This is a genomic window from Prevotella communis (genome assembly GCF_022024115.1).
In the GTDB taxonomy this organism is placed as follows: Bacteria; Bacteroidota; Bacteroidia; order Bacteroidales; family Bacteroidaceae; genus Prevotella; species Prevotella communis.
In genome coordinates, this window is sequence record NZ_CP091792.1 from 2,293,657 (window position 1) to 2,313,239 (window position 19,583).

Annotated in this window: 18 protein-coding genes; 15 read left to right on the forward strand and 3 right to left on the reverse strand. The window is 48.5% G+C overall.

What is annotated here, in order from left to right; all coding sequences use genetic code 11:
- Positions 1–122: 122 nt before the first annotated feature.
- From L6468_RS09555 to L6468_RS09565, 3 genes are read left to right on the forward strand one after another with little or no spacing between them, the layout of a single operon-like run.
- Positions 123–692, forward strand: coding sequence for an ExbD/TolR family protein (locus L6468_RS09555; protein ID WP_237793081.1), 570 nt, complete (start codon positions 123–125; stop codon positions 690–692).
- Positions 689–1,153, forward strand: coding sequence for an ExbD/TolR family protein (locus L6468_RS09560; protein WP_237793082.1), 465 nt, complete (start codon positions 689–691; stop codon positions 1,151–1,153). Before L6468_RS09555 ends, L6468_RS09560 begins: the two co-directional genes overlap by 4 nt.
- 17 nt (positions 1,154–1,170) lie before the next feature.
- On the forward strand, positions 1,171–1,650 hold the full coding sequence (locus L6468_RS09565) for an Lrp/AsnC family transcriptional regulator (RefSeq protein ID WP_091817427.1): 480 nt from the start codon (positions 1,171–1,173) through the stop codon (positions 1,648–1,650).
- A 27-nt stretch (positions 1,651–1,677) separates the two neighbouring features.
- Here the strand turns inward: L6468_RS09565 and L6468_RS09570 are convergent, their stop codons facing one another.
- Together L6468_RS09570 and L6468_RS09575 are read right to left on the reverse strand one after the other, a co-directional pair.
- Positions 1,678–2,160: a dihydrofolate reductase gene (locus tag L6468_RS09570; protein WP_091817424.1), complete on the reverse strand. Its 483-nt coding sequence runs from the start codon at positions 2,158–2,160 to the stop codon at positions 1,678–1,680.
- Positions 2,157–2,951 carry a thymidylate synthase gene (locus L6468_RS09575; protein WP_237793083.1) on the reverse strand — a complete coding sequence of 265 codons (795 nt, stop codon included), beginning with the start codon at positions 2,949–2,951 and terminating at the stop codon, positions 2,157–2,159. The genes L6468_RS09570 and L6468_RS09575 overlap by 4 nt, the downstream gene beginning before the upstream one ends.
- A gap of 181 nt (positions 2,952–3,132) precedes the next feature.
- On the opposite strand from L6468_RS09575, the gene L6468_RS09580 reads away from it, so the two are divergent.
- The gene (locus tag L6468_RS09580; protein ID WP_091817418.1) at positions 3,133–3,843 is read left to right on the forward strand and encodes an SDR family NAD(P)-dependent oxidoreductase; all 711 of its coding nucleotides are present in this window, start codon (positions 3,133–3,135) and stop codon (positions 3,841–3,843) included.
- Positions 3,844–3,863: 20 nt separating this feature from the next.
- Here the strand turns inward: L6468_RS09580 and L6468_RS09585 are convergent, their stop codons facing one another.
- Positions 3,864–4,571 (reverse strand): hypothetical protein, encoded by a 708-nt coding sequence (locus tag L6468_RS09585; protein ID WP_176756980.1) that lies wholly within the window; start codon positions 4,569–4,571, stop codon positions 3,864–3,866.
- Between the two features lie 107 nt (positions 4,572–4,678).
- Here L6468_RS09585 and L6468_RS09590 point away from each other — a divergent pair, with 107 nt between their 5' ends.
- The 11 genes from L6468_RS09590 to L6468_RS09640 all read left to right on the forward strand — a co-directional run bounded on the left by L6468_RS09590 (position 4,679) and on the right by L6468_RS09640 (position 19,530).
- Positions 4,679–7,570, forward strand: a complete 2,892-nt coding sequence (locus L6468_RS09590) for a family 43 glycosylhydrolase (protein WP_237793084.1) — start codon at positions 4,679–4,681, stop codon at positions 7,568–7,570.
- 4 nt (positions 7,571–7,574) lie between these two features.
- Entirely contained in the window at positions 7,575–8,153 is a 579-nt protein-coding gene (locus L6468_RS09595; RefSeq protein ID WP_091817408.1) for a nucleotide exchange factor GrpE, read from the forward strand.
- 13 nt (positions 8,154–8,166) lie between these two features.
- Positions 8,167–9,327 (forward strand): molecular chaperone DnaJ, encoded by a 1,161-nt coding sequence (dnaJ, locus tag L6468_RS09600; RefSeq protein ID WP_237793085.1) that lies wholly within the window; start codon positions 8,167–8,169, stop codon positions 9,325–9,327.
- A gap of 12 nt (positions 9,328–9,339) precedes the next feature.
- Positions 9,340–10,659 carry a bifunctional folylpolyglutamate synthase/dihydrofolate synthase gene (locus L6468_RS09605; RefSeq protein ID WP_237793086.1) on the forward strand — a complete coding sequence of 440 codons (1,320 nt, stop codon included), beginning with the start codon at positions 9,340–9,342 and terminating at the stop codon, positions 10,657–10,659.
- A 101-nt stretch (positions 10,660–10,760) separates the two neighbouring features.
- Entirely contained in the window at positions 10,761–11,852 is a 1,092-nt protein-coding gene (locus tag L6468_RS09610) for an aldose epimerase family protein (protein WP_091817400.1), read from the forward strand.
- 20 nt (positions 11,853–11,872) lie between these two features.
- A complete protein-coding gene (gene galK, locus L6468_RS09615) occupies positions 11,873–13,036 on the forward strand; it encodes a galactokinase (RefSeq protein ID WP_091817397.1) in 1,164 nt (387 codons plus the stop codon).
- A gap of 46 nt (positions 13,037–13,082) precedes the next feature.
- Complete coding sequence (locus L6468_RS09620; RefSeq protein WP_091817395.1) at positions 13,083–13,514, forward strand: hypothetical protein; 432 nt, start codon at positions 13,083–13,085, stop codon at positions 13,512–13,514.
- Between the two features lie 2 nt (positions 13,515–13,516).
- Positions 13,517–14,734 (forward strand): GH25 family lysozyme, encoded by a 1,218-nt coding sequence (locus L6468_RS09625; RefSeq protein WP_091817392.1) that lies wholly within the window; start codon positions 13,517–13,519, stop codon positions 14,732–14,734.
- Positions 14,735–14,883: 149 nt separating this feature from the next.
- Positions 14,884–16,440, forward strand: coding sequence for a sensor histidine kinase (locus L6468_RS09630; RefSeq protein WP_091853706.1), 1,557 nt, complete (start codon positions 14,884–14,886; stop codon positions 16,438–16,440).
- Positions 16,441–16,476: 36 nt separating this feature from the next.
- On the forward strand, positions 16,477–17,175 hold the full coding sequence (rprY, locus tag L6468_RS09635; RefSeq protein WP_091817388.1) for a response regulator transcription factor RprY: 699 nt from the start codon (positions 16,477–16,479) through the stop codon (positions 17,173–17,175).
- Positions 17,176–17,190: 15 nt separating this feature from the next.
- The gene (locus tag L6468_RS09640) at positions 17,191–19,530 is read left to right on the forward strand and encodes a transglycosylase domain-containing protein (RefSeq protein WP_237793087.1); all 2,340 of its coding nucleotides are present in this window, start codon (positions 17,191–17,193) and stop codon (positions 19,528–19,530) included.
- Positions 19,531–19,583: the final 53 nt, after the last annotated feature.

Sequence of the window (19,583 nt, forward strand, 5' to 3'; positions counted from 1 at the left end):
TCTATACGATTTATATTTTGATGGGCCTCCTAGCAGGTCTTGTTATATGGTCTATTGTTCATCAATATACCACCCACAACGACTAATAGTTTAGATTCATGTTTACGAGGAAAAAAAAGGAGATGCCAGGTTTGAACACCACATCGACAGCGGATATATCATTCATGCTGTTGATCTTCTTCCTCGTGACCTCATCCATGGACACTGACTGGGGACTGCCTCGCCAACTGCCTCCGCCAGATGATCTGACGAAAGAAGAGGAACTGGTAGTTAAACAACGTAATGCCCTCTGCCTCAAACTCGACGCCAACAATCAGCTCACCTGCAACGATGAGCCTATGGCAATCGATGATTTGTCTAAGCGTGTAGAAGATTTCGTAGCTAATACTGCCGATGACCCCACCCTGCCCGAACTGAGTGTACGCGAAGTGCACCTTTTGGGACGCTGTAAGGTCAGCGATCGTCATGTGATTATCGTTGAGGTCAGCCCAAAGGCTACCTACGACTCCTATTTCCAGATGCAGAATGCTGTGGTAGCAGGCTACAACCACCTACGCAACGAATTGGCCCTCAAACAATTCCAGCACCCCTACGCTCAGTGTAATGCAGAGCAGCGAGATGCCATTGCCCTGGTCTATCCCCAGCGCATCAGCGAGCAGGCTCTTGAAGAGAAAGGAGGTGAGTCATCATGAAACGTGGAGTTTTTCGCAGAAAGAAACATGAGATGCCAGGTCTGAATACAGCAGCCCTACCCGACCTGATATTCACCGTGCTCTTCTTCTTCATGATTGTCACCCACATGAGGGATGTCGACTTACAGGTGCGTTACGATGTGCCCAAGGGAACAGAAGTACGAAAGCTGACTCACAAGTCATCAGTCAGCACCATCTACGTAGGTCGTGTACCAGGTCAACCGGCCGATAGTTTCTATATCCAACTAAACAACAAACTGGCCACCATGTCGGACATCAAAGCCTTCGTGGAAACCGAGAAAGCCCAGATGAATTCAGAAGACCAACCCAGAATGACAGTCTCCATCAAGGCCGACCGCGACGTACCATTCGGCATGATAGCTCAAATTAAAAAAGCCTTGCAACAATCGTTTGCACTAAAAATCAATTATTCAGCAGTAGAGAAAACAAACAAGAATTAAGATTTAAAATTAAGAATATGGCAAAAGAAAAACTTGACAGACTGGACAAGCAGATTCTGAAGCTTGTCGCCGCCGACGCACGTATTCCTTTTCTAGAAGTAGCACGTGTATGTGACGTGAGTGGAGCAGCCATTCACCAGCGCATCCAGAAATTGACCAATATCGGTATCCTGAAAGGCTCACAGTTCCTTATCGACCCTGAGAAGGTGGGTTATGAGACCTGTGCCTTCATTGGTTTGAACCTGAAAAATCCTGAGGATTTTGACCAAGTATTAGAGGAACTAAAGAAAATTCCCGAGGTAACGGAATGCCATTACACCACGGGAAATTTCGATATGTTTATTAAGATTTATGCTCAGAACAATCACCATCTGCTCACCATCATCCATGACAAACTGCAGCCTTTAGGACTTAGCAGTTCGCAGACGCTGATTTCATTTCACTCAGCCTTCGAGAGACAGTTGCCCGTAATGGACATGGTAGACCTTGATGACTAATGTAAGATGGGCTGATGTGAGATAGTCTTAACGTCTTACATAGTCAACAAACGCATAAGGATAGGCGTGACGATCATCCGCGGGGTGATCTTCGCGCCATTTTTCTTGCCAGTCTTCCTCATATTCAGGGAAAAACGTATCGGCTTGCGCAGGTGTATCGTCAATCTCCGTCAGACAGAGACGGTCGGCCTTGTCCAACAGGTTTGTATAAAGGCTGGCGCCCCCAATGATATAGATATCCTCATCAGGCTTGCAACTCTTGAAAAAGTCGTCCCAACTATCAAAGCAGTCACAACCTGGAAGTTCTTTAGAACTCTTTGTCAGCACGCAGTTCCTGCGATTAGGAAGAGCCCCTTTTGGCAGACTCTCAAACGTCTTACGTCCCATCACAATGGTGTGTCCCGTTGTCAAAGCCTTAAAACGCTTTAGGTCATTGGGCAACCAGTAAATCAGTTTATTCTCAAAGCCAATAGCGCGATTCTTCGCTACGGCGGCAATCATTGATATCATACGCTTACCTCTGCTTTAATATGTGGCCAGGGATCATAATTCTCTAATTGGAAGTCCTCATACTTGAAGTCGAAAATACTCTTCACGTCGGGATTAATCTTCATTGTGGGCTGAGGTCGAGGCTCACGCGTGAGCTGCAAGCGGGCCTGTTCCAAATGGTTCAGATACAGATGAGTATCGCCTGTAGTATGAATGAACTCACCAGGTTTCAGTCCACACACCTGTGCCATCATCATACACAACAGGGCATACGATGCGATGTTAAACGGTACACCCAGGAAGGTATCTGCACTACGCTGATATAGCTGCAATGACAACTTGCCGTCGGCCACGTAGAACTGGAAAATCGTGTGACAAGGAGGCAACGCCATCTTGTTCACCTCAGCCACGTTCCACGCCGATACAATCATACGTCGCGAATTAGGATTATTCTTAATCTGATCCACCACATACTTTATTTGGTCTATCGTACCTCCGTCGTAGTCTGGCCAAGAGCGCCATTGGTGCCCATAGACGGGTCCAAGTTCGCCGTTCTCATCAGCCCATTCATTCCATATCCTTACACCGTTATCCTGCAAGTATTTCACATTTGTGTCGCCATTAAGAAACCACAGCAATTCGTAGATAATCGACTTGAGGTGCAACTTCTTTGTAGTGAGAAGAGGAAATCCCTTACTTAGGTCATAACGACTCTGCGTACCAAAGATGCTCAGTGTGCCCGTACCCGTACGGTCACCTTTCTGCGTCCCCTCTTTTAGGATGCGATCCAGTATGTCAAGGTATTGTTTCATTTAAGTTTTGATGTTTTTATGGCACAAAGGTAGTGCAAACCAATTGAAACGCAAAACAAAAAAGCATTTATTTCATTTTACTTACCCAAATTGTAGTTCTTTTTTGCATGATAGGAACAATGTTTGGTGGTACAGAGATAAATGAGTTCCTTTGCAAAAACTTTATTAAAACAGAAAAAAAATGGCAAACGAAAAGATTGTTTTGGTGACAGGTGCCAACAAAGGCATCGGCTTTGGCATTGCAAAGCATCTGGGCCTAAGCGGATGGAACGTGATAATCAGTGCACGCGACGAGCAGCGTGCTGAGAAAGCCATCTGCGAACTGAAAGCTGCTGGCGTCAACGTACTGGGCTATGTGAATATCGAACTGAAGGACCTGAATGGTATCAATCAGGCTACAAAAGAAATCAGCGAGAATTACCCCAACCTTTCACTCCTTGTCAACAATGCTGGCATTCCTGGCGACATGAGTGTAGATAGCGCTCACACGGAATTGAACGATATCCGCGAAACACTGGATGTGAACTTCATCGGCACATGGGCGCTAACAAAAGCCTTGCTCCCAGTATTAGCGAACAATAATGGTCGCATTGTGAATATCACCGTGCCTTCAGAAATCAGTCCCTACTGGCATCCTTTGGCTTATGTTGCCAGCAAGGCCGCCCTGAATGCCATGATGGGCGTGATGGCAATAGAATTCCAACAGAGCAATACGCCCGTAGAGATTTTCTCAGTACACCCAGGTCCCACTACCACCGACCTGAATGGCAACATGTCTCTGCCTGGTTTCCACGATATCGAGACTGTAGGTCAGAAAACAGCCGAACTGATTAATGACGGACAAAATCATCAGGGTGAGTTCATCGAACTCTATCCCATCGTAGAAGAGTAAAATCTTATTGAGCCCACCTCTTAACGTGGGCTCAATCTTTTCTCCTGCTCTATCAATGCCTTACGATAAACAGGGCCATTGATAAATTCCATACCTATTACATTTGCTCCTTCTATGTTTTCAGGAATCCAATAGAGACGGAAGTATAGATTTTTCTTTCTCCAATGATGAGTAGAAAAAGATAATATATCAGCTGTATCCGCCTCCGTATACATATATTTATTTGAATCTGAACCATATACGCTCTTGAAATAAGTTGCAAGCGAATCAAAATCCGCTTTAGTCAGGTCTGCCCAATCCTCCAAACCATGATAACGCCATGTTATGTAGACGTTAAATGCATACAACTTATCTTCATAAAACAGGCTCTTACCTGTAGTTGCACAGTAAGAAATGCTATCCAAGTCCAGTCGGAACTGGTCACACTCTAGTCTTGGCAAATGATAGGCATGGTCAACATTTTGTTTCACACTTCTTCCAAACCTGAAACCTGCAATAAGTTCTTTGACTGATTCCGGCTGTGTTTCTGTGAATGAGGCGAAAGCATTTAATTGTTTTAATGTATCTTCTTGTACGTGGAAGGTATTGTTCTCTGTACTATCTGCAGAGTCAACTAATGATGTCCGAATACTATCTACATCTTGCACAGAAACGTTATCTTTCTGTGTTTTACTTCCGCCACAAGCCACAAAGGCAAAGGTTGCTAAGATTACAAAAAATTCCTTCATGTTTTAAGTTAAAGTTTAAATCTGTATGCAAAGGTAAAAAAATATCATTATTAGGCAAAGGAAACAAAATAAAAAATATTACCTTTGCACACATAAACAAAATAATAATGAGGAAAACTATTTTGATGACTACGCTCATCCTGTCACTATGGGCAGGAAAGGCAGGGGCACGTGATTATAATATTGTGGCATATGGCGCAAAAACGGATACCACAATGCTCAGTACAAAAGCCGTGCAGCAGGCAATTGACGACTGTGCGAAGGCGGGAGGCGGCAGAGTGGTAGTACCCACCGGCCAATATAAAATTGGCTCTATCGTACTGAAATCAGGTGTAAACCTCTATCTGGAACAAGGGGCTACGCTCTTTGGTAGCACGGACCTGAAGGAGTATCTGCCTATGAAGTCTGATTACGTATCATTGCGCACGCAGACCTCAACCATCCAGTTGATTTATGCCGACAACGTGAAAAACGTAGTGATTGATGGCTTTGGCACCATCGACGGACAAGGTCGCGCCTTCAAGAAACTCACCTGGAACGACGAGGGCATCACTCGTCCCCACCTCATCCGTTTCATCCAAAGTCAGGATATCACCATCAAGGACATCACCCTTAAGAACTCCGGTTGCTGGATGCAACACTATCTGGCCTGCGACCGCGTAAGAATAGAAGGCATCAAGGTGTTCAATCGCAACAACTACAACAATGACGCGCTTGATATCGATGGCTGTCATGAAGTCATTGTCAGAGGCATTATAGCCGATAGCGACGACGATGGTATCACACTGAAGAGCACTTCACCTCGTCTCTGCGAAAATATCCGAATCTGTGACTGCGTGATATCCAGCCATTGCAACGCCGTAAAACTGGGAACAGAGACCAATGGAGGCTTCCGCAATATCAATATTTCAGGTATCGTGGTTAAACCCAGCAGTGACCAGTCAAGCCAGTTCTTTGGTGCTCCTTCTAAAATTGGAACGTCGGCCCTCTCATTGGAGATTGTGGATGGTGGAATGCTCGAGAATGTTAGCGCATCAGACTTCACCGTTGAAGGCACCGAGTCGCCCATCTTTATCCGTTTAGGCAATCGTGGACGAGGTTATAAATTGAAAGAAGCAGGGAAAGCGCTCAGTGGCACGGGCAATGATGACACCATCACCGAACTGATTCCCATAAACCACGTAGGTCGTATTGACGGTATCCGTTTGGAAAACTTCCATATTCGGAATGCTGGTCCTGTGGGCTGTTCTATCACAGGTCTGCTAGGCTATCCAGTGCGCAACATATGGCTATCGAATATCACCATCCAACATCAGGGAGGCGTGAACGAAATCGACCTCAAGGCCATCAACGACTCCATAGCTAACGAAAAGGAAAAAGCCTACCCCGAGGCCACTATGTGGGGCAACCTGCCTGCTAAGGTTTTTTATCTGCGACACACCCGTAATGTACATTTCAATAACATCGACATTAGGACTGATGCCCCCGATGTACGTCCCGACTTTGTGCGCAGCGATACAGAGGGCTGGGGCGACCAAGGTAACGGCACCTACAAGAATCCCGTGCTCAATGCCGACTTCTCCGATCCTGACGTCATTCGTGTTGGCAAGAAATACTATATGGTAGCATCCGATTTTCATTTCCTCGGCATGCAGGTATTGGAATCAGACGATATGATTAATTGGCAGTATACCAGTCAGATATACAGTCGCTTCAACGAGCCTGGATGGGACGAGAACAAGCATTACGCCGGTGGTTCGTGGGCACCTGCCATCCGCTATCACGATGGTCTCTTCTACGTCTATTTCTGTACCCCAGAAGAGGGACTTTATATGACTACCGCAAAAGACCCGCACGGCCCTTGGGCACCCCTTCACCTGGTCAGACGCGTGGTCAAATGGGAAGATCCCTGCCCATTCTGGGATGAGGACGGACAAGCCTATTTAGGTCGCAGCAAACATGGTGCAGGTCCTATCATCGTACATCGGATGTCGGCCGATGGCAAACAACTGCTCGACGAGGGTACCACCGTCTATGAAGGTCCTATCGCCGAAGGCACTAAGTTCATGAAGCGTAATGGCTATTACTACCTCATCATCCCCGAGGGCGGTGTAGGAACTGGTTGGCAGACAGTACTGAGAGCCAAGAATATCTATGGACCCTACGAGCGAAAAATCGTGCTCGAACAGGGTTCTACCTCCATCAACGGCCCTCATCAGGGTGCCTTGGTCGATACCCCCGATGACACCTGGTGGTTTTACCATTTCCAGGAAACGCCCGTCTTAGGGCGCGTGGTTCACCTGCAACCCGTTCGCTGGCAGGACGATTGGCCCCTCATGGGAGTCGATTATGATGGCAATGGTATTGGTGAACCCGTTTCTGAATGGCAGAAGCCGATAACTTCATCCTTGCAATTTCTCCCACAAACAGACGATGAATTTTCATCATCCACACTAGGTCTGCAATGGCAGTGGAACCACAATCCCGTTGACACCCACTGGAGCTTGAAGGAGAAAAAAGGCTGGCTTACGCTAAAAGCCCAGCCCGCTGATAGTCTGAAACTCTGTAGGAATATGCTCACGCAGAAGGTCATTGGCTATCAAAGCGAGAGCACCACCCTACTCACCGCACAGGGCAACTGCTATGCCGGTCTCTTCTGCAGTGGCAAGACATTCCATGGCATCGGCCTCTGTAAAGACGGCATTTTCATTGAGTCTCAAGGCAAGCGTGAAGTCATTCAGAAGGGTAAGTTCCAGAAGCTCTGGGTGCGCATTAATAACGACTGTCAGGCTAATCGTCACCAGTTCTCCTACAGCACCGATGGCACCCGTTTCATCCAAGCGGGCGACGCATTCCCCATGCGTGCCGGCTATTGGAAAGGCATCCGCGTAGGCCTCTTCTGCTATGGAAACAGTGGAAAAGCAGCCTTCGACAGTTTTGCCCAGCAGAACACCAGTTTTGCTTGGCATGCTTTTTGCATGGATAAAGAAAAACATTAGAATTATGGAAGAAAAAGATATAAAGAAAGAAGAGCAGGAGGTAAATACTGACGATATGGCAGTAGAAACCCCTACTGACGAAGTGACAGAAGAACAGACTGACGCAAAAGTTGAGGAAGCTGAGGAAGAGACAGATCCTCTGAAAGCTGCAGAAGCTCAGATTGCCGACCTGAAGGACAAATTACTCCGTCAGATGGCAGAATTTGACAACTATCGCAAGCGTACGCTGAAAGAGCGTTCAGAACTGATTCTGAATGGTGGAGAGAAGACCATCACAGCCCTACTCCCCGTTATCGACGATATGGAGCGCGCCATTGCCAATGGCGAGAAGACAGACGACCCACAGGTTCTGCGTGAAGGTATGCAACTGATTTACCAGAAGTTGATGAAGGCGCTGGAGGCTCAGGGCGTGAGCAAGATTGAGACAGAGGATGCCGACTTCGACACCAGCCTGCACGAGGCAGTAGCCCTGGTTCCTGGCATGGGCGACGACAAGAAAGGAAAAGTCATCGACTGCATGGCTCCTGGCTATAAACTGAACGACAAAGTGATTCGCTACGCTAAAGTAGCCGTAGGACAATAAGAACTGACAATTAATGGCACAAAAAAGAGACTACTACGAGGTACTTGGTGTAGAGAAGACGGCCTCGGAAGAAGAGATTAAGAAGGCATACAGAAAAATTGCCATCAAGTATCACCCCGACCGTAACCCTGGCGACAAACAGGCAGAGGAGAAGTTCAAGGAGGCCGCAGAAGCCTACAACATCCTGCACGACCCACAGAAGCGTCAGCAGTACGACCAGTTTGGTTTCAACGGACCTATGGGTGGCGGATCAGGAGGCTTTGGAGGCTTCGGCGGTGCGTCTATGAATATGGACGACATCTTCTCTATGTTTGGTGATATCTTTGGCGGACACGGATTCAGAGGCTTCGGCGGACGCGGTGGACGCCCTCAGCAGCACAGAGGCAGCGACCTGCGACTAAAGGTACGCCTCACGCTGGAAGAGATCAATCAGGGTGTTACCAAGAAATTCAAGGTTAGAAAAGATACCACCTGCTCACACTGTCACGGCACAGGTGCTGCCGACGGTAGTGGCAGAGAGACCTGTCCTACCTGTCATGGTTCAGGCGTTATCACCCACACCACACAGAGCATCTTTGGTATGATGCAGACACAAGGTGTATGTCCTACCTGTCAGGGTGAGGGTCAGATTATCAAGAACAAGTGTCCGCATTGTAGTGGCACTGGTGTGACCAAGGGTGAGGAAGTAGTAGAAATCAATATCCCCGCTGGTGTAGCCGAAGGCATGGTAGTCAACGTACCAGGAAAGGGTAATGCCGGCCATCGCGGAGGCGTTGCCGGTGACATCCAGGTATATATTGAAGAGGAAGACCACAAGCTTTTTGTCAGAGACGGTAACGATTTGATATACAACCTCTTGCTCGACTTCCCAACAGCAGCACTTGGAGGTGAGGTAGATATCCCCACCATCGAGGGCAATAATCTGAAGATTAAAATTGAGAACGGCACACAGCCTGGTAAGACCATGCGCCTGAGAAGCAAGGGACTGCCTGCTGTTCAGGGATACGGAAGCGGACGCGGCGACTTGGTGGTCAATATCAGTGTGTACGTACCAAAGACACTCTCGCGCGAAGAGAAGAAAGCCATCGAGAGCTTTGTTGGCAGTGACAACTTCAAAGGCGACAACCAAACGAAAGAGAGCATCTTCCAACGTTTCAAGAACTACTTCAATTAAATTTCAACTCTCATGACCTACCAAGAAGCAACAGAATATTTGTTCTGCAAGACATCGAATTTTGAACATCAAGGTGTTGGCGGTTACAAAGAAGGACTGGAGAACACCCTAAAACTGGACGAGCACTTCGGTCATCCGCACGAGCACTTCCGCAGTATCCATATTGCAGGAACAAACGGCAAGGGCTCCGTGTCAAACATGTTGGCAGCCCAGTTGCAGACATGCGGCTACAAAGTAGGACTCTACACTTCGCCCCACATCATTGACTTCAAGGAGCGTATCCGCGTGAACGGTACACCTATCAGCGAGGACTACGTCACGAAGTTTGTGGAAACAGAGAAATCATTCTTCGAATCATTCAACCCCACCTTCTTTGAGATAGCCACAGCAATGGCTTTCAAGTATTTCAAGGAGATGGACGTAGATATCGCCGTTGTAGAGGTAGGCCTGGGCGGACGCTTGGACTGCACGAACATCATCACCCCTATCCTATCCGTAATCACCAACATCTCACTGGACCACACCCAATTACTCGGTAACAGTCTGGAACAGATTGCGATAGAGAAAGGCGGTATCATCAAACGCGGCATTCCCGTGGTCATAGGCGAGTCGACAGCTGAGACAAAAGCCGTGTTCGACACACTGGCAGCAGAGGCCCACTCACCGATTACCTACGCTGAAGAACAGGATGAAGTAATCTCGTGGGAAGAAGAGCCCAACGGTTCAGGCATCAAATATCATACAAAGCACTACGGCGACTTCCTTTGCGAACTGTCAGGATCGTTCCAGCCAAAGAACATGAAAACGGTTCTGGAAACCATGCATCAGTTGGAGAAACTGGGATACATGTCGGCCTACCCAGAAAGCGGGCACAACGAGAATACCATCTCTGAGATAGAAAATGCCTTCAAGAATGTGACAAACATCACGGGACTGATGGCACGCTGGCAGATTATCCGACAGAATCCCACCGTGGTATGTGACACAGGTCATAATCCCGGCGCTTGGGAATACCTGGGCAAGCAACTTGAGAACACGAAATGCCGCGAACTGCGCATCGTTTTCGGACTGGTGGAGGACAAGGACATCTATACCGTGATGTCACTGCTCCCCAAAAACGCCACCTATTATTATACTAAAGGAAGTACGAAGCGTGCTTTCCCTGAGACCTCTCTGAAGATATTCGGCGACCAATTCGGTCTGAAAGGCGAATGTTACCCCACAGTAGAGGAAGCATACCAGGCAGCCATGCAAGGTGCTACCAATGAGGACTTTATCTTTGTAGGCGGCAGTACGTATGTGGTATCAGACTTTATGAAATCGCGCATTTAGTTGTTTTTAACACCAAATTTTTACCGATTTGTTTGCACAAGTCGGTATTTTTTTGTTACTTTGCAAAAGGAATAATTAATTCGTAACTAAAAACAAACATTATGGCGAACACAACAGAAAATGCGAATCTGTGTGGTCTGAAGCGCGAAGACTTCCAGACCACAATTAATGGTAAGAAAACCGACCTTTACATTTTACGCAACCGCAAGGGTTACGAAGTAGCTATCTCAAACTATGGCGGTGCTATCTGTGCCATCATGGTTCCCGACAAAGACGGCAACGTTGGCAACGTCATTCAGGGACACGCCAATATCCAGCAGCTTATGAGTGGAAACGAACCATACCTTTCAACACTGATTGGTCGTTGGGGTAACCGTATCTGCAAAGGTACGTTCATCCTGAACGGCAAAGAGTATCAGGTAGCACTCAACGATGGTCCTAACCACCTGCACGGCGGTCTGAAGGGATTCAACGCAAAGGTATGGGATGCCCGTCAGATGGGTCCACGTTCACTGGCTTTGCACCGTGTTTCTTCATACGGTGAAGAGGGCTACACAGGCGAGCTCGACGTCACAGTAGAATTCACCTTCACAGATAACAATGAACTCGTATTGGAGTATCTGGCTACCACCAACAAGAAGACCGTTGTCAACCTGACACACCACGCTTTCTTCTCATTGGCAGGTACAGCCGATCCTACTCCTACAGTAGACGATCTGGTTTGCGAGATTAACGCAGACTTCTATCTGCCCACCGACGCAACAGCCATTCCTACAGGTGAGATCCTGAAGGTAGAAGGCACACCATTCGATTTCCGTCAGCCCAAGGCTATCGGCAAGGAGATTGATGCAGACAATGAGCAAATTAAGTTTGGTAAGGGCTATGACCACAACTACGTACTGAACAAGCAGGAAGAGGGTGAGTTGAGTTTCGCCGTACGTCTGACAGAACCCAAGAGCGGACGTACGCTGGAGTGCTACACCACAGAGCCTGGTATGCAGCTCTACACAGGTAACTACCTGAATGGTTACAAGGGAGCTAACGGTGCGACCTTCCCCCGCCGTTCAGCAGTATGTCTGGAGGCACAGCACTTCCCCGACTCTCCCAACCGTCCCTACTTCCCCAGCGTTATCCTGAATCCAGGTGAGCGTTACAAGCAGAAGACAATTTACAAGTTTGGCGTTGTCAAATAAAACAGAACTAAAATACATCTATGGATATTGAATTTGTAAGAAGTCGCTTCATCAAGCACTTTGACGGAAAGACAGGAAATGTCTATGCATCTCCTGGCCGTATCAACCTGATTGGTGAACATACTGACTATAACGGCGGATTTGTCTTCCCTGGCGCGGTAGACAAAGGAGTAATCGCTGAAATGCGCGCCAACGACACAGAAGACACCGTGATGGCCTATGCTATCGACCTGAAGGACCGTGTGGACTTCAAGTTGAGCGACCCTGCAGGTCCCAAGGCTTCCTGGGCCCGCTACATCTACGGCATCGCATTGGAAATGAAGAAGTTGGGTGTTCCCGTGAAGGGTTTCAACATTGCCTTTGCTGGTGATGTACCCCTCGGTGCCGGTATGTCTTCAAGTGCTGCCATGGAAAGCTGCTTTGCCTGTGGCCTCAACGACATCTTCGGCGACAACAAGGTCTCTCAATGGGACATGGTGCTGGCTGGTCAGGCAACAGAGCACAACTACTGCGGCGTGAACTGCGGTATCATGGACCAGTTTGCCTCTGTATTCGGCAAGGCAGGCTGTCTGATGCGCCTTGACTGTCGCAGTCGTGAGTTCGAGTATTTCCCATTCAAGCCCGATGGCTATCGTCTGGTATTGCTCGACTCTGTAGTGAAGCACCAGTTGGCTGGCTCACCCTACAACGATCGTCGCAACTCATGCGAGAACGTGGTGAAGCACATCCAGGCTAAGCACCCCGAGGGCAAGTTTGAGACCCTGCGCGACTGCACATGGGAGCAGCTCGAAGAGGTGAAGGCCGAGGTTGGTGAAGAGGACTACAAGCGCGCTAAGTTCGTGCTTGGCGAGAAGGACCGCGTACTGGCAGTCTGCGATGCCCTGAACGAAGGCGACTACGAGAAGGTGGGCGAGTTGATGTACAAGACACATGAAGGTCTGTCAAAAGACTACGAGGTTTCTTGTGAGGAACTCGACTTCCTGAACGATATCGCCAAGGAATGCGGCGTTACCGGTTCCCGTATCATGGGCGGCGGCTTCGGTGGCTGCACCATCAACCTGGTACGCAATGACCTGTATAAGCAGTTCGTCGAGACTGCCAAACAGAAGTTCAACACCAAGTATGGCCATGAGCCCAAGGTTTATGACGTAGTCATTGGCGATGGCTCTCGCAGACTTTGCTAAACAATAAAAGCCCCCTGAGCCATCAGGGGGCTTAAATTTTAATATTATGTTTCAGATAGACCGTTCATATATAGACCACATATCCTTAGAATCTATCCAGGGACACATCTGGGATATCCGTACAGACCACAAGGACGACCCCACCCTGCCCAGAATAGAAAACTACCACATCACGGAGAAAGCCTTCGAGGATTATCTGGAGAAGAAACAGAAATTCGAGGACTTCAAGGACTCCTGGCGTACCCGTCGCTACATCATCCTGGGATTGGCATTTATCATCCCTGTGGCATTGTTCAGTCTTTTAGTAAGAGGTTCAAACACAGCACTCTACGCCTATTCGTCAGGTTTCCTGCTCTGCACGCTCATCTATTTAATCTACACATTAATAGAAGCGACAAAAGCCAAGAAATTCCGCAACAACCCATACGAAACATTTATTAAAGCATTATTATCCTGGGAGGCGAATCAACGCGCCTGATTATGCACTACTTATTATCCATCATATTAGCTATCAGTTCGTTTAGTACAAAACACCAACAGATACAAAACGAGCTCACTTATTACCTACAACGCCACTCCGTCCAGGACGAAGGTTTTGATATGGTTGCCCGTTATGCTGAAAAGGGTGACTCCACCTTAGCTGCCTATATGCCAAAAGGCAAACTGACGATGACCAGTTTCCTGCATCTGAAAGACTATCCCCGCGAAGGGAAATGCCTGACAAAAGATATGTATGGTCGCATTATCATAGGTCAGTTTCATGCCGACACACTGATGTACGGCATCCGCATTGACGCCCACGGCACCTATGCAGGCCAGTTCGACAGACACATGATGGCCAGTGGACACGGTTCCTACCAGTCGGCCGACTATCAATACTACGAAGGTCACTGGGAGATGGACAGACGTCATGGCTTCGGTTTCTGCGTATCACCCGATTTCCTGAAAGCCGGCATCTGGAAGAAAGACCGCTATATGGGCGAAAGAATGGTATATACCACAGAGCGCATCTATGGTATCGACATCTCGCGCTACCAGCATGAACAAGGGCGTAAGCGCTTCAATATCAACTGGAAGCAGCTACGCATCAAGGGACTTGGACGCCGTATCAGCACCAATCGCGTCAATGGCGAGGTGGACTATCCCGTTTCGTTTGTCTATATCAAATCAACGGAAGGCATCTCAATCCTGAATCGCTATTACGCGAACGACTATAGGAGTTGTCATCTCAACAAGATTCCCGTTGGAGCCTATCATTTCTTCTCCACCCGCCAGGATCCCACAGCTCAGGCCAATCATTTCCTGAGACATACCAGTTTTAAGCGTGGCGACCTGCCCCCAATGCTCGACATAGAACCCAGTGATGCCATGATCAAGCAGATGGGCGGTCCTGAGATACTATTCAAGAATATCCGTACCTTCCTGAAGGTTGTAGAGAGACGACTGGGCGTCCGTCCACTGCTGTATATCAACCAGCGCTTTGTCAACACTTGGCTGGACTATGCCCCAGACCTGAAGAAAGACTATCATTTCTGGATTGCGCGCTATGGCGAGTACAAACCCGACATCCATCTGTCATTGTGGCAACTCAGCGCCGACGGCTATGTGAAAGGCATCCAGGGACATGTGGACCTGAACGTATTCAACGGCTATCAGGGACAGTGGGAAGAATTCGTTAGCGAGCATTGCATACGCTGAGCAAAACGACACTTTATAATTCAATATTTTTAATTACACAAATAATTTATTGTTAAATACTTAAAATATTAACAAAATCAATTAACCAAAAATACCGTTGTATTTAAAAACTTCCTATCTTTGCGACATCGAATCAAGAAAATAAGAAGATGAAGAAATCAACGATATGGGTCATAGCAATCATCATGGGTCTTTCCTTCCTGGGATTACTCTACATGCAGATCTCTTACATCGAAGAGATTGCCAAGATGAAGAAAGAACAATTTGATGAGAGCGTCAACAGAAGTCTTTATCAAGCCTCCAGGAATCTGGAGCTTAACGAGACGCTGCGCTACCTTGAGAAAGACGTCAACGACGTTGAGCGCAGAGCCTATTCACAGGATTCCGTCATTGTCAACGGACTTGATGGCAGCATCCAGCACGCCCATCAGTTCTCCGTATCAGCAGAGGACGGCACCTTCTATTCAGAGTTTGAGCTGAAGACCTTCGCCACCAAGCCAGCCAATGTGCCCAAGGCCATGATGATGCGTACAGACAAGGACCAGTTGTCGGAAGCTACGAAATCGCTTCAGGAGATTGTGCGCAATCGCTATGTCTATCAGAAAGCCCTGCTCGACGAAGTCGTATATAATATATTGTATACAGCCAGTGAGAAGCCCCTGAAGGAGCGCATCAATTTCAAGCTCCTGGACCAGGATATCCGCAACGAACTGCAGAACAACGGTATCGACATCCCCTACCACCTGACAGTATCTACTGCCGACGGACGTGAGATTTACCGTTGTCCCGAATATAACGAGAAAGGTGAACAGTGGAGCTATTCACAAACCCTGTTCCACAACGATGCCATCAACAAGCGAGGCGTTGTCAGGATTCACTTCCCAGACATGGACTCATACATCTATTCCAGTGTACGGTTCATGATTCCTGCCGTGATTTTCACCATCGTCCTGCTGCTCACATTCATCTTCACCATCGTGGTCATCTTCCGTCAGAAGCGTTACACAGAGATCAAGAACGACTTCATCAACAACATGACCCATGAGTTGAAGACCCCTATCAGCAGTATCTCACTGGCCGCTCAGATGCTTGGTGATGAGTCAGTTACGAAGAGTCCTACAATGATGAAGCACCTCAGCACCGTGATTGGCGACGAGTCGCGCCGTCTGCGTTTCCTCGTAGAAAAAGTGCTGCAGATGTCCATGTTCGACAGAAAGTCGACCTCCTTCAAGAAGAAAGAGCTCGACCTCAACGAACTCCTGGAGCAGACTGCTGCAACCTTTAATCTCCGCGTAGAACATACAGGCGGCAAGATCAACACCGAGATAGAAGCCGTTGACTCTGCCATCTTCGTGGACGAGGTGCACTTCCAGAATGCCATCACCAACCTGTTGGACAATGCCGTGAAATATCGTAAGGCAGACCAGCCCGTCAATATCCATATCCGCACATGGAACGAGGGCGAGCACCTCTGCTTCTCCATCAGCGACGACGGCCAAGGCATCAAGAAAGAGAACGTAAAGAAAGTCTTCGACAAATTCTACCGCGTCCATACAGGTAATGTACACGATGTGAAAGGCTTTGGACTGGGTCTAGCCTACGTGAAGGAGATTATCAACCTGCACGACGGAGAGATCAAGTGCGAGAGTGAGTTGGGCAAAGGCACCAAGTTCACTGTCAAGCTCCCTATTTTGCAAGAGAATTAAACAATTAGAATATTAATCATTTAAACATTTAGAATTATGGAAGACAGACTAAAAATCTTGCTTTGCGAGGACGACGAGAACCTCGGCATGTTGTTGCGTGAATATCTGGCAGCCAAAGGCTATGAGGCCGAGCTATGCCCTGATGGAGAAGCCGGTTTCAAGGCTTTCACAAAGACCAAGTTCGATATCTGTGTGCTCGACGTGATGATGCCCAAGAAAGACGGTTTCACACTGGCTCAGGAGATCCGCACCGCCAACGCCGAAATCCCCATCATCTTCCTCACCGCCAAGACCCTGAAGGAAGATATCCTGGAAGGTTTCAAACTGGGTGCCGACGACTATATCACCAAGCCCTTCTCTATGGAGGAGCTCGTATTCCGTATTGAGGCCATCCTGCGCCGCGTTCGTGGTAAGAAGAACAAGGAGTCTACCATTTACCGCATCGGCAACTTCGTGTTCGACACCCAGAAGCAGTTGCTCACCATCGGCGACCAGCAGACCAAGTTGACCACCAAGGAGAATGAGCTCCTGGCTCTGCTCTGCTCACACGCCAACGAGATCCTGCAGCGCGACTTCGCCCTGAAGACCATCTGGATTGACGACAACTACTTCAATGCCCGTTCTATGGATGTGTATATCACCAAGTTGCGCAAACATCTGAAGGATGACCCACAGATTGAAATCATCAATATCCACGGTAAAGGTTATAAACTCATCACACCAGAAGAGGAATAAACAGCACCATTGCATATGAGAAAATGGTTTATCGGATTCCTATGGACACTGCTCGCCGTTGTTGTCATCGGCGCAGCAGTGTGTTTCTGGGCTATATCCGAAGGAAAGATAGGCTACATGCCTCCTATCGAGGACCTGCAGAACCCCATCAACCGTTATGCCACACAGGTATATTCCTCTGATGGAAAACTGCTTGGTACATGGAGCATTAGCCGTGAAAACCGTGTCATGGTAAACTACTCAGAGATAGCGCCGTCGCTCATCCAAGCCCTTGTGGCCACTGAGGACGCCCGTTTCTATGAGCATTCCGGCATCGACTTCTACGCCCTGGGGCGTGCCATCATCAAACGTGGCGTCATGGGTCAGAAAGCAGCCGGTGGTGGTTCTACCATTACACAGCAGTTGGCCAAACAGCTCTTCTCAGAGACAGCCCATTCTACGATGGAGCGTGCCCTGCAGAAGCCCATTGAGTGGGTTATCGCCGTGAAGCTGGAGAAAAACTACACGAAGGACGAGATTATCACCATGTATCTCAACTACTTCGACTTCCTCCATAATGCGGTGGGTATCAAGACTGCAGCCAACACCTATTTTTCAAAAGAGCCATCAGAACTGACGATTACTGAGAGTGCCACACTGGTAGGCCTCTGTAAGAACCCCTCGTATTTCAATCCTGTGCGATACCCCGAGCGTTCACTGGAGCGCCGTAACGTCGTCTTAGGCCAGATGCTGAAAGCCGACTATCTCACACAGGAAGAGTATGACAGTTGCTGCCAGGTGCCTTTGAACCTGAACTTCCATGTTGCTGACCATAATGACGGAGAAGCCACCTATTTCCGCGATTTCCTGGCCCATTACATGATGGCAAAGAAACCCGTAAGGTCCGACTATCCAGACGGTTACTACGTGAAGTACTACATGGACTCCCTCTATTGGGAACAGGATCCGCTGTATGGCTGGTGCAACAAGAACGTGAATCGCAATGGCGAGCACTACAACATCTACACAGATGGTCTGAAGGTGTATACCACCATCGACTCACGCATGCAGCAGTATGCCGAACAGGCCTGCTACGACCATATTGTGAAGTATCTGCAGCCAGAGTTCAACAAGGCCATGCGCAACAAGCCCAACGCGCCCTATTCTCGTAATCTGACGCAGGCCGAGATACAGAAGATTCTGCAGCGCAACGTCCGTCAGTCAGAGCGCTATCGCGTGATGAAGAACAGTGGCAGTAGTGACGAGGAAATCAGGCGTGCCTTCGCAACGCCCGTGCCCATGACCATCTTCACCTACCATGGCGAGGTGGACACCACGATGACACCGATGGACTCTATCCGCTATTACAAGTCGTTCCTGCGCACAGGCTTCTTCAGCATGGAGCCCCAGACAGGAGCCGTGAAGGCCTATGTGGGTGGACTCAATTTCCGTCATTTCGCCTACGACATGGCTACACAGGGACGCCGTCAGGTAGGTTCTACCATCAAGCCCTTCCTCTATTCACTGGCTATGGAGAACGGTATGACACCCTGCGACGAGGTGCCCAATGTGCAGGAGACCTATATGGTCAACGGCAAGCCATGGACCCCACGTAACGGCAGTCGTGCACGCTATGGTGAGATGGTAAGCCTGAAATGGGGTCTTCAGCAGTCAAACAACTGGATATCAGCTTATTTGATGATGCACCGTCTGACACCGGAAGGTTTTGTAACCCTGCTCCACAACTACGGCATCCGCAATCCTGAGATTCACCCGGCACCATCACTGTGCCTTGGTCCCTGCGAGATTTCCGTTGCCGAGATGGCCAGTGCCTACACCGCCTTCATCAACCACGGTATCCGTTCGGCACCATTGTACGTCACCAAGATTGTGGACAACGAAGGCAACACGCTGGCCGAGTTCAAGCCACGCATGAACGAGGTTATCAGTGGCGATGCAGCCGACAAGATGTTGTACATGCTTCGTGCCGTTGTTGATGGCGGTACAGCCGGACGCCTGCGCTTCCGCTATAACATCACGGCACCGCTGGGCGGTAAGACAGGTACGACCACCAACAACAGCGACGGATGGTTTATGGGCGTAGCCCCAAGACTCGTCTCTGCCTGCTGGGTAGGAGGTGATGACCGCGATATCCACTTCGACTCCATGACCTATGGTCAGGGTGCCTCCATGGCGCTGCCTATCTTCGGTCTCTACATGAAAAGTATCTATGCCGACTCCACCCTGCCCTATTCACAGGATGACCAGTTCGACCTACCCCCTGGATTTGACCCGTGTAGCACTGAGGACGATATGCGCATCGTTGACGGCGCACCTGGTGAAGCTGACGAAATCATTGAACAGATTTTCGAATAATCTTTGATTTTAATTATAATTTGGTAGTTTTCCGCAAATTTACTAACGAAAGT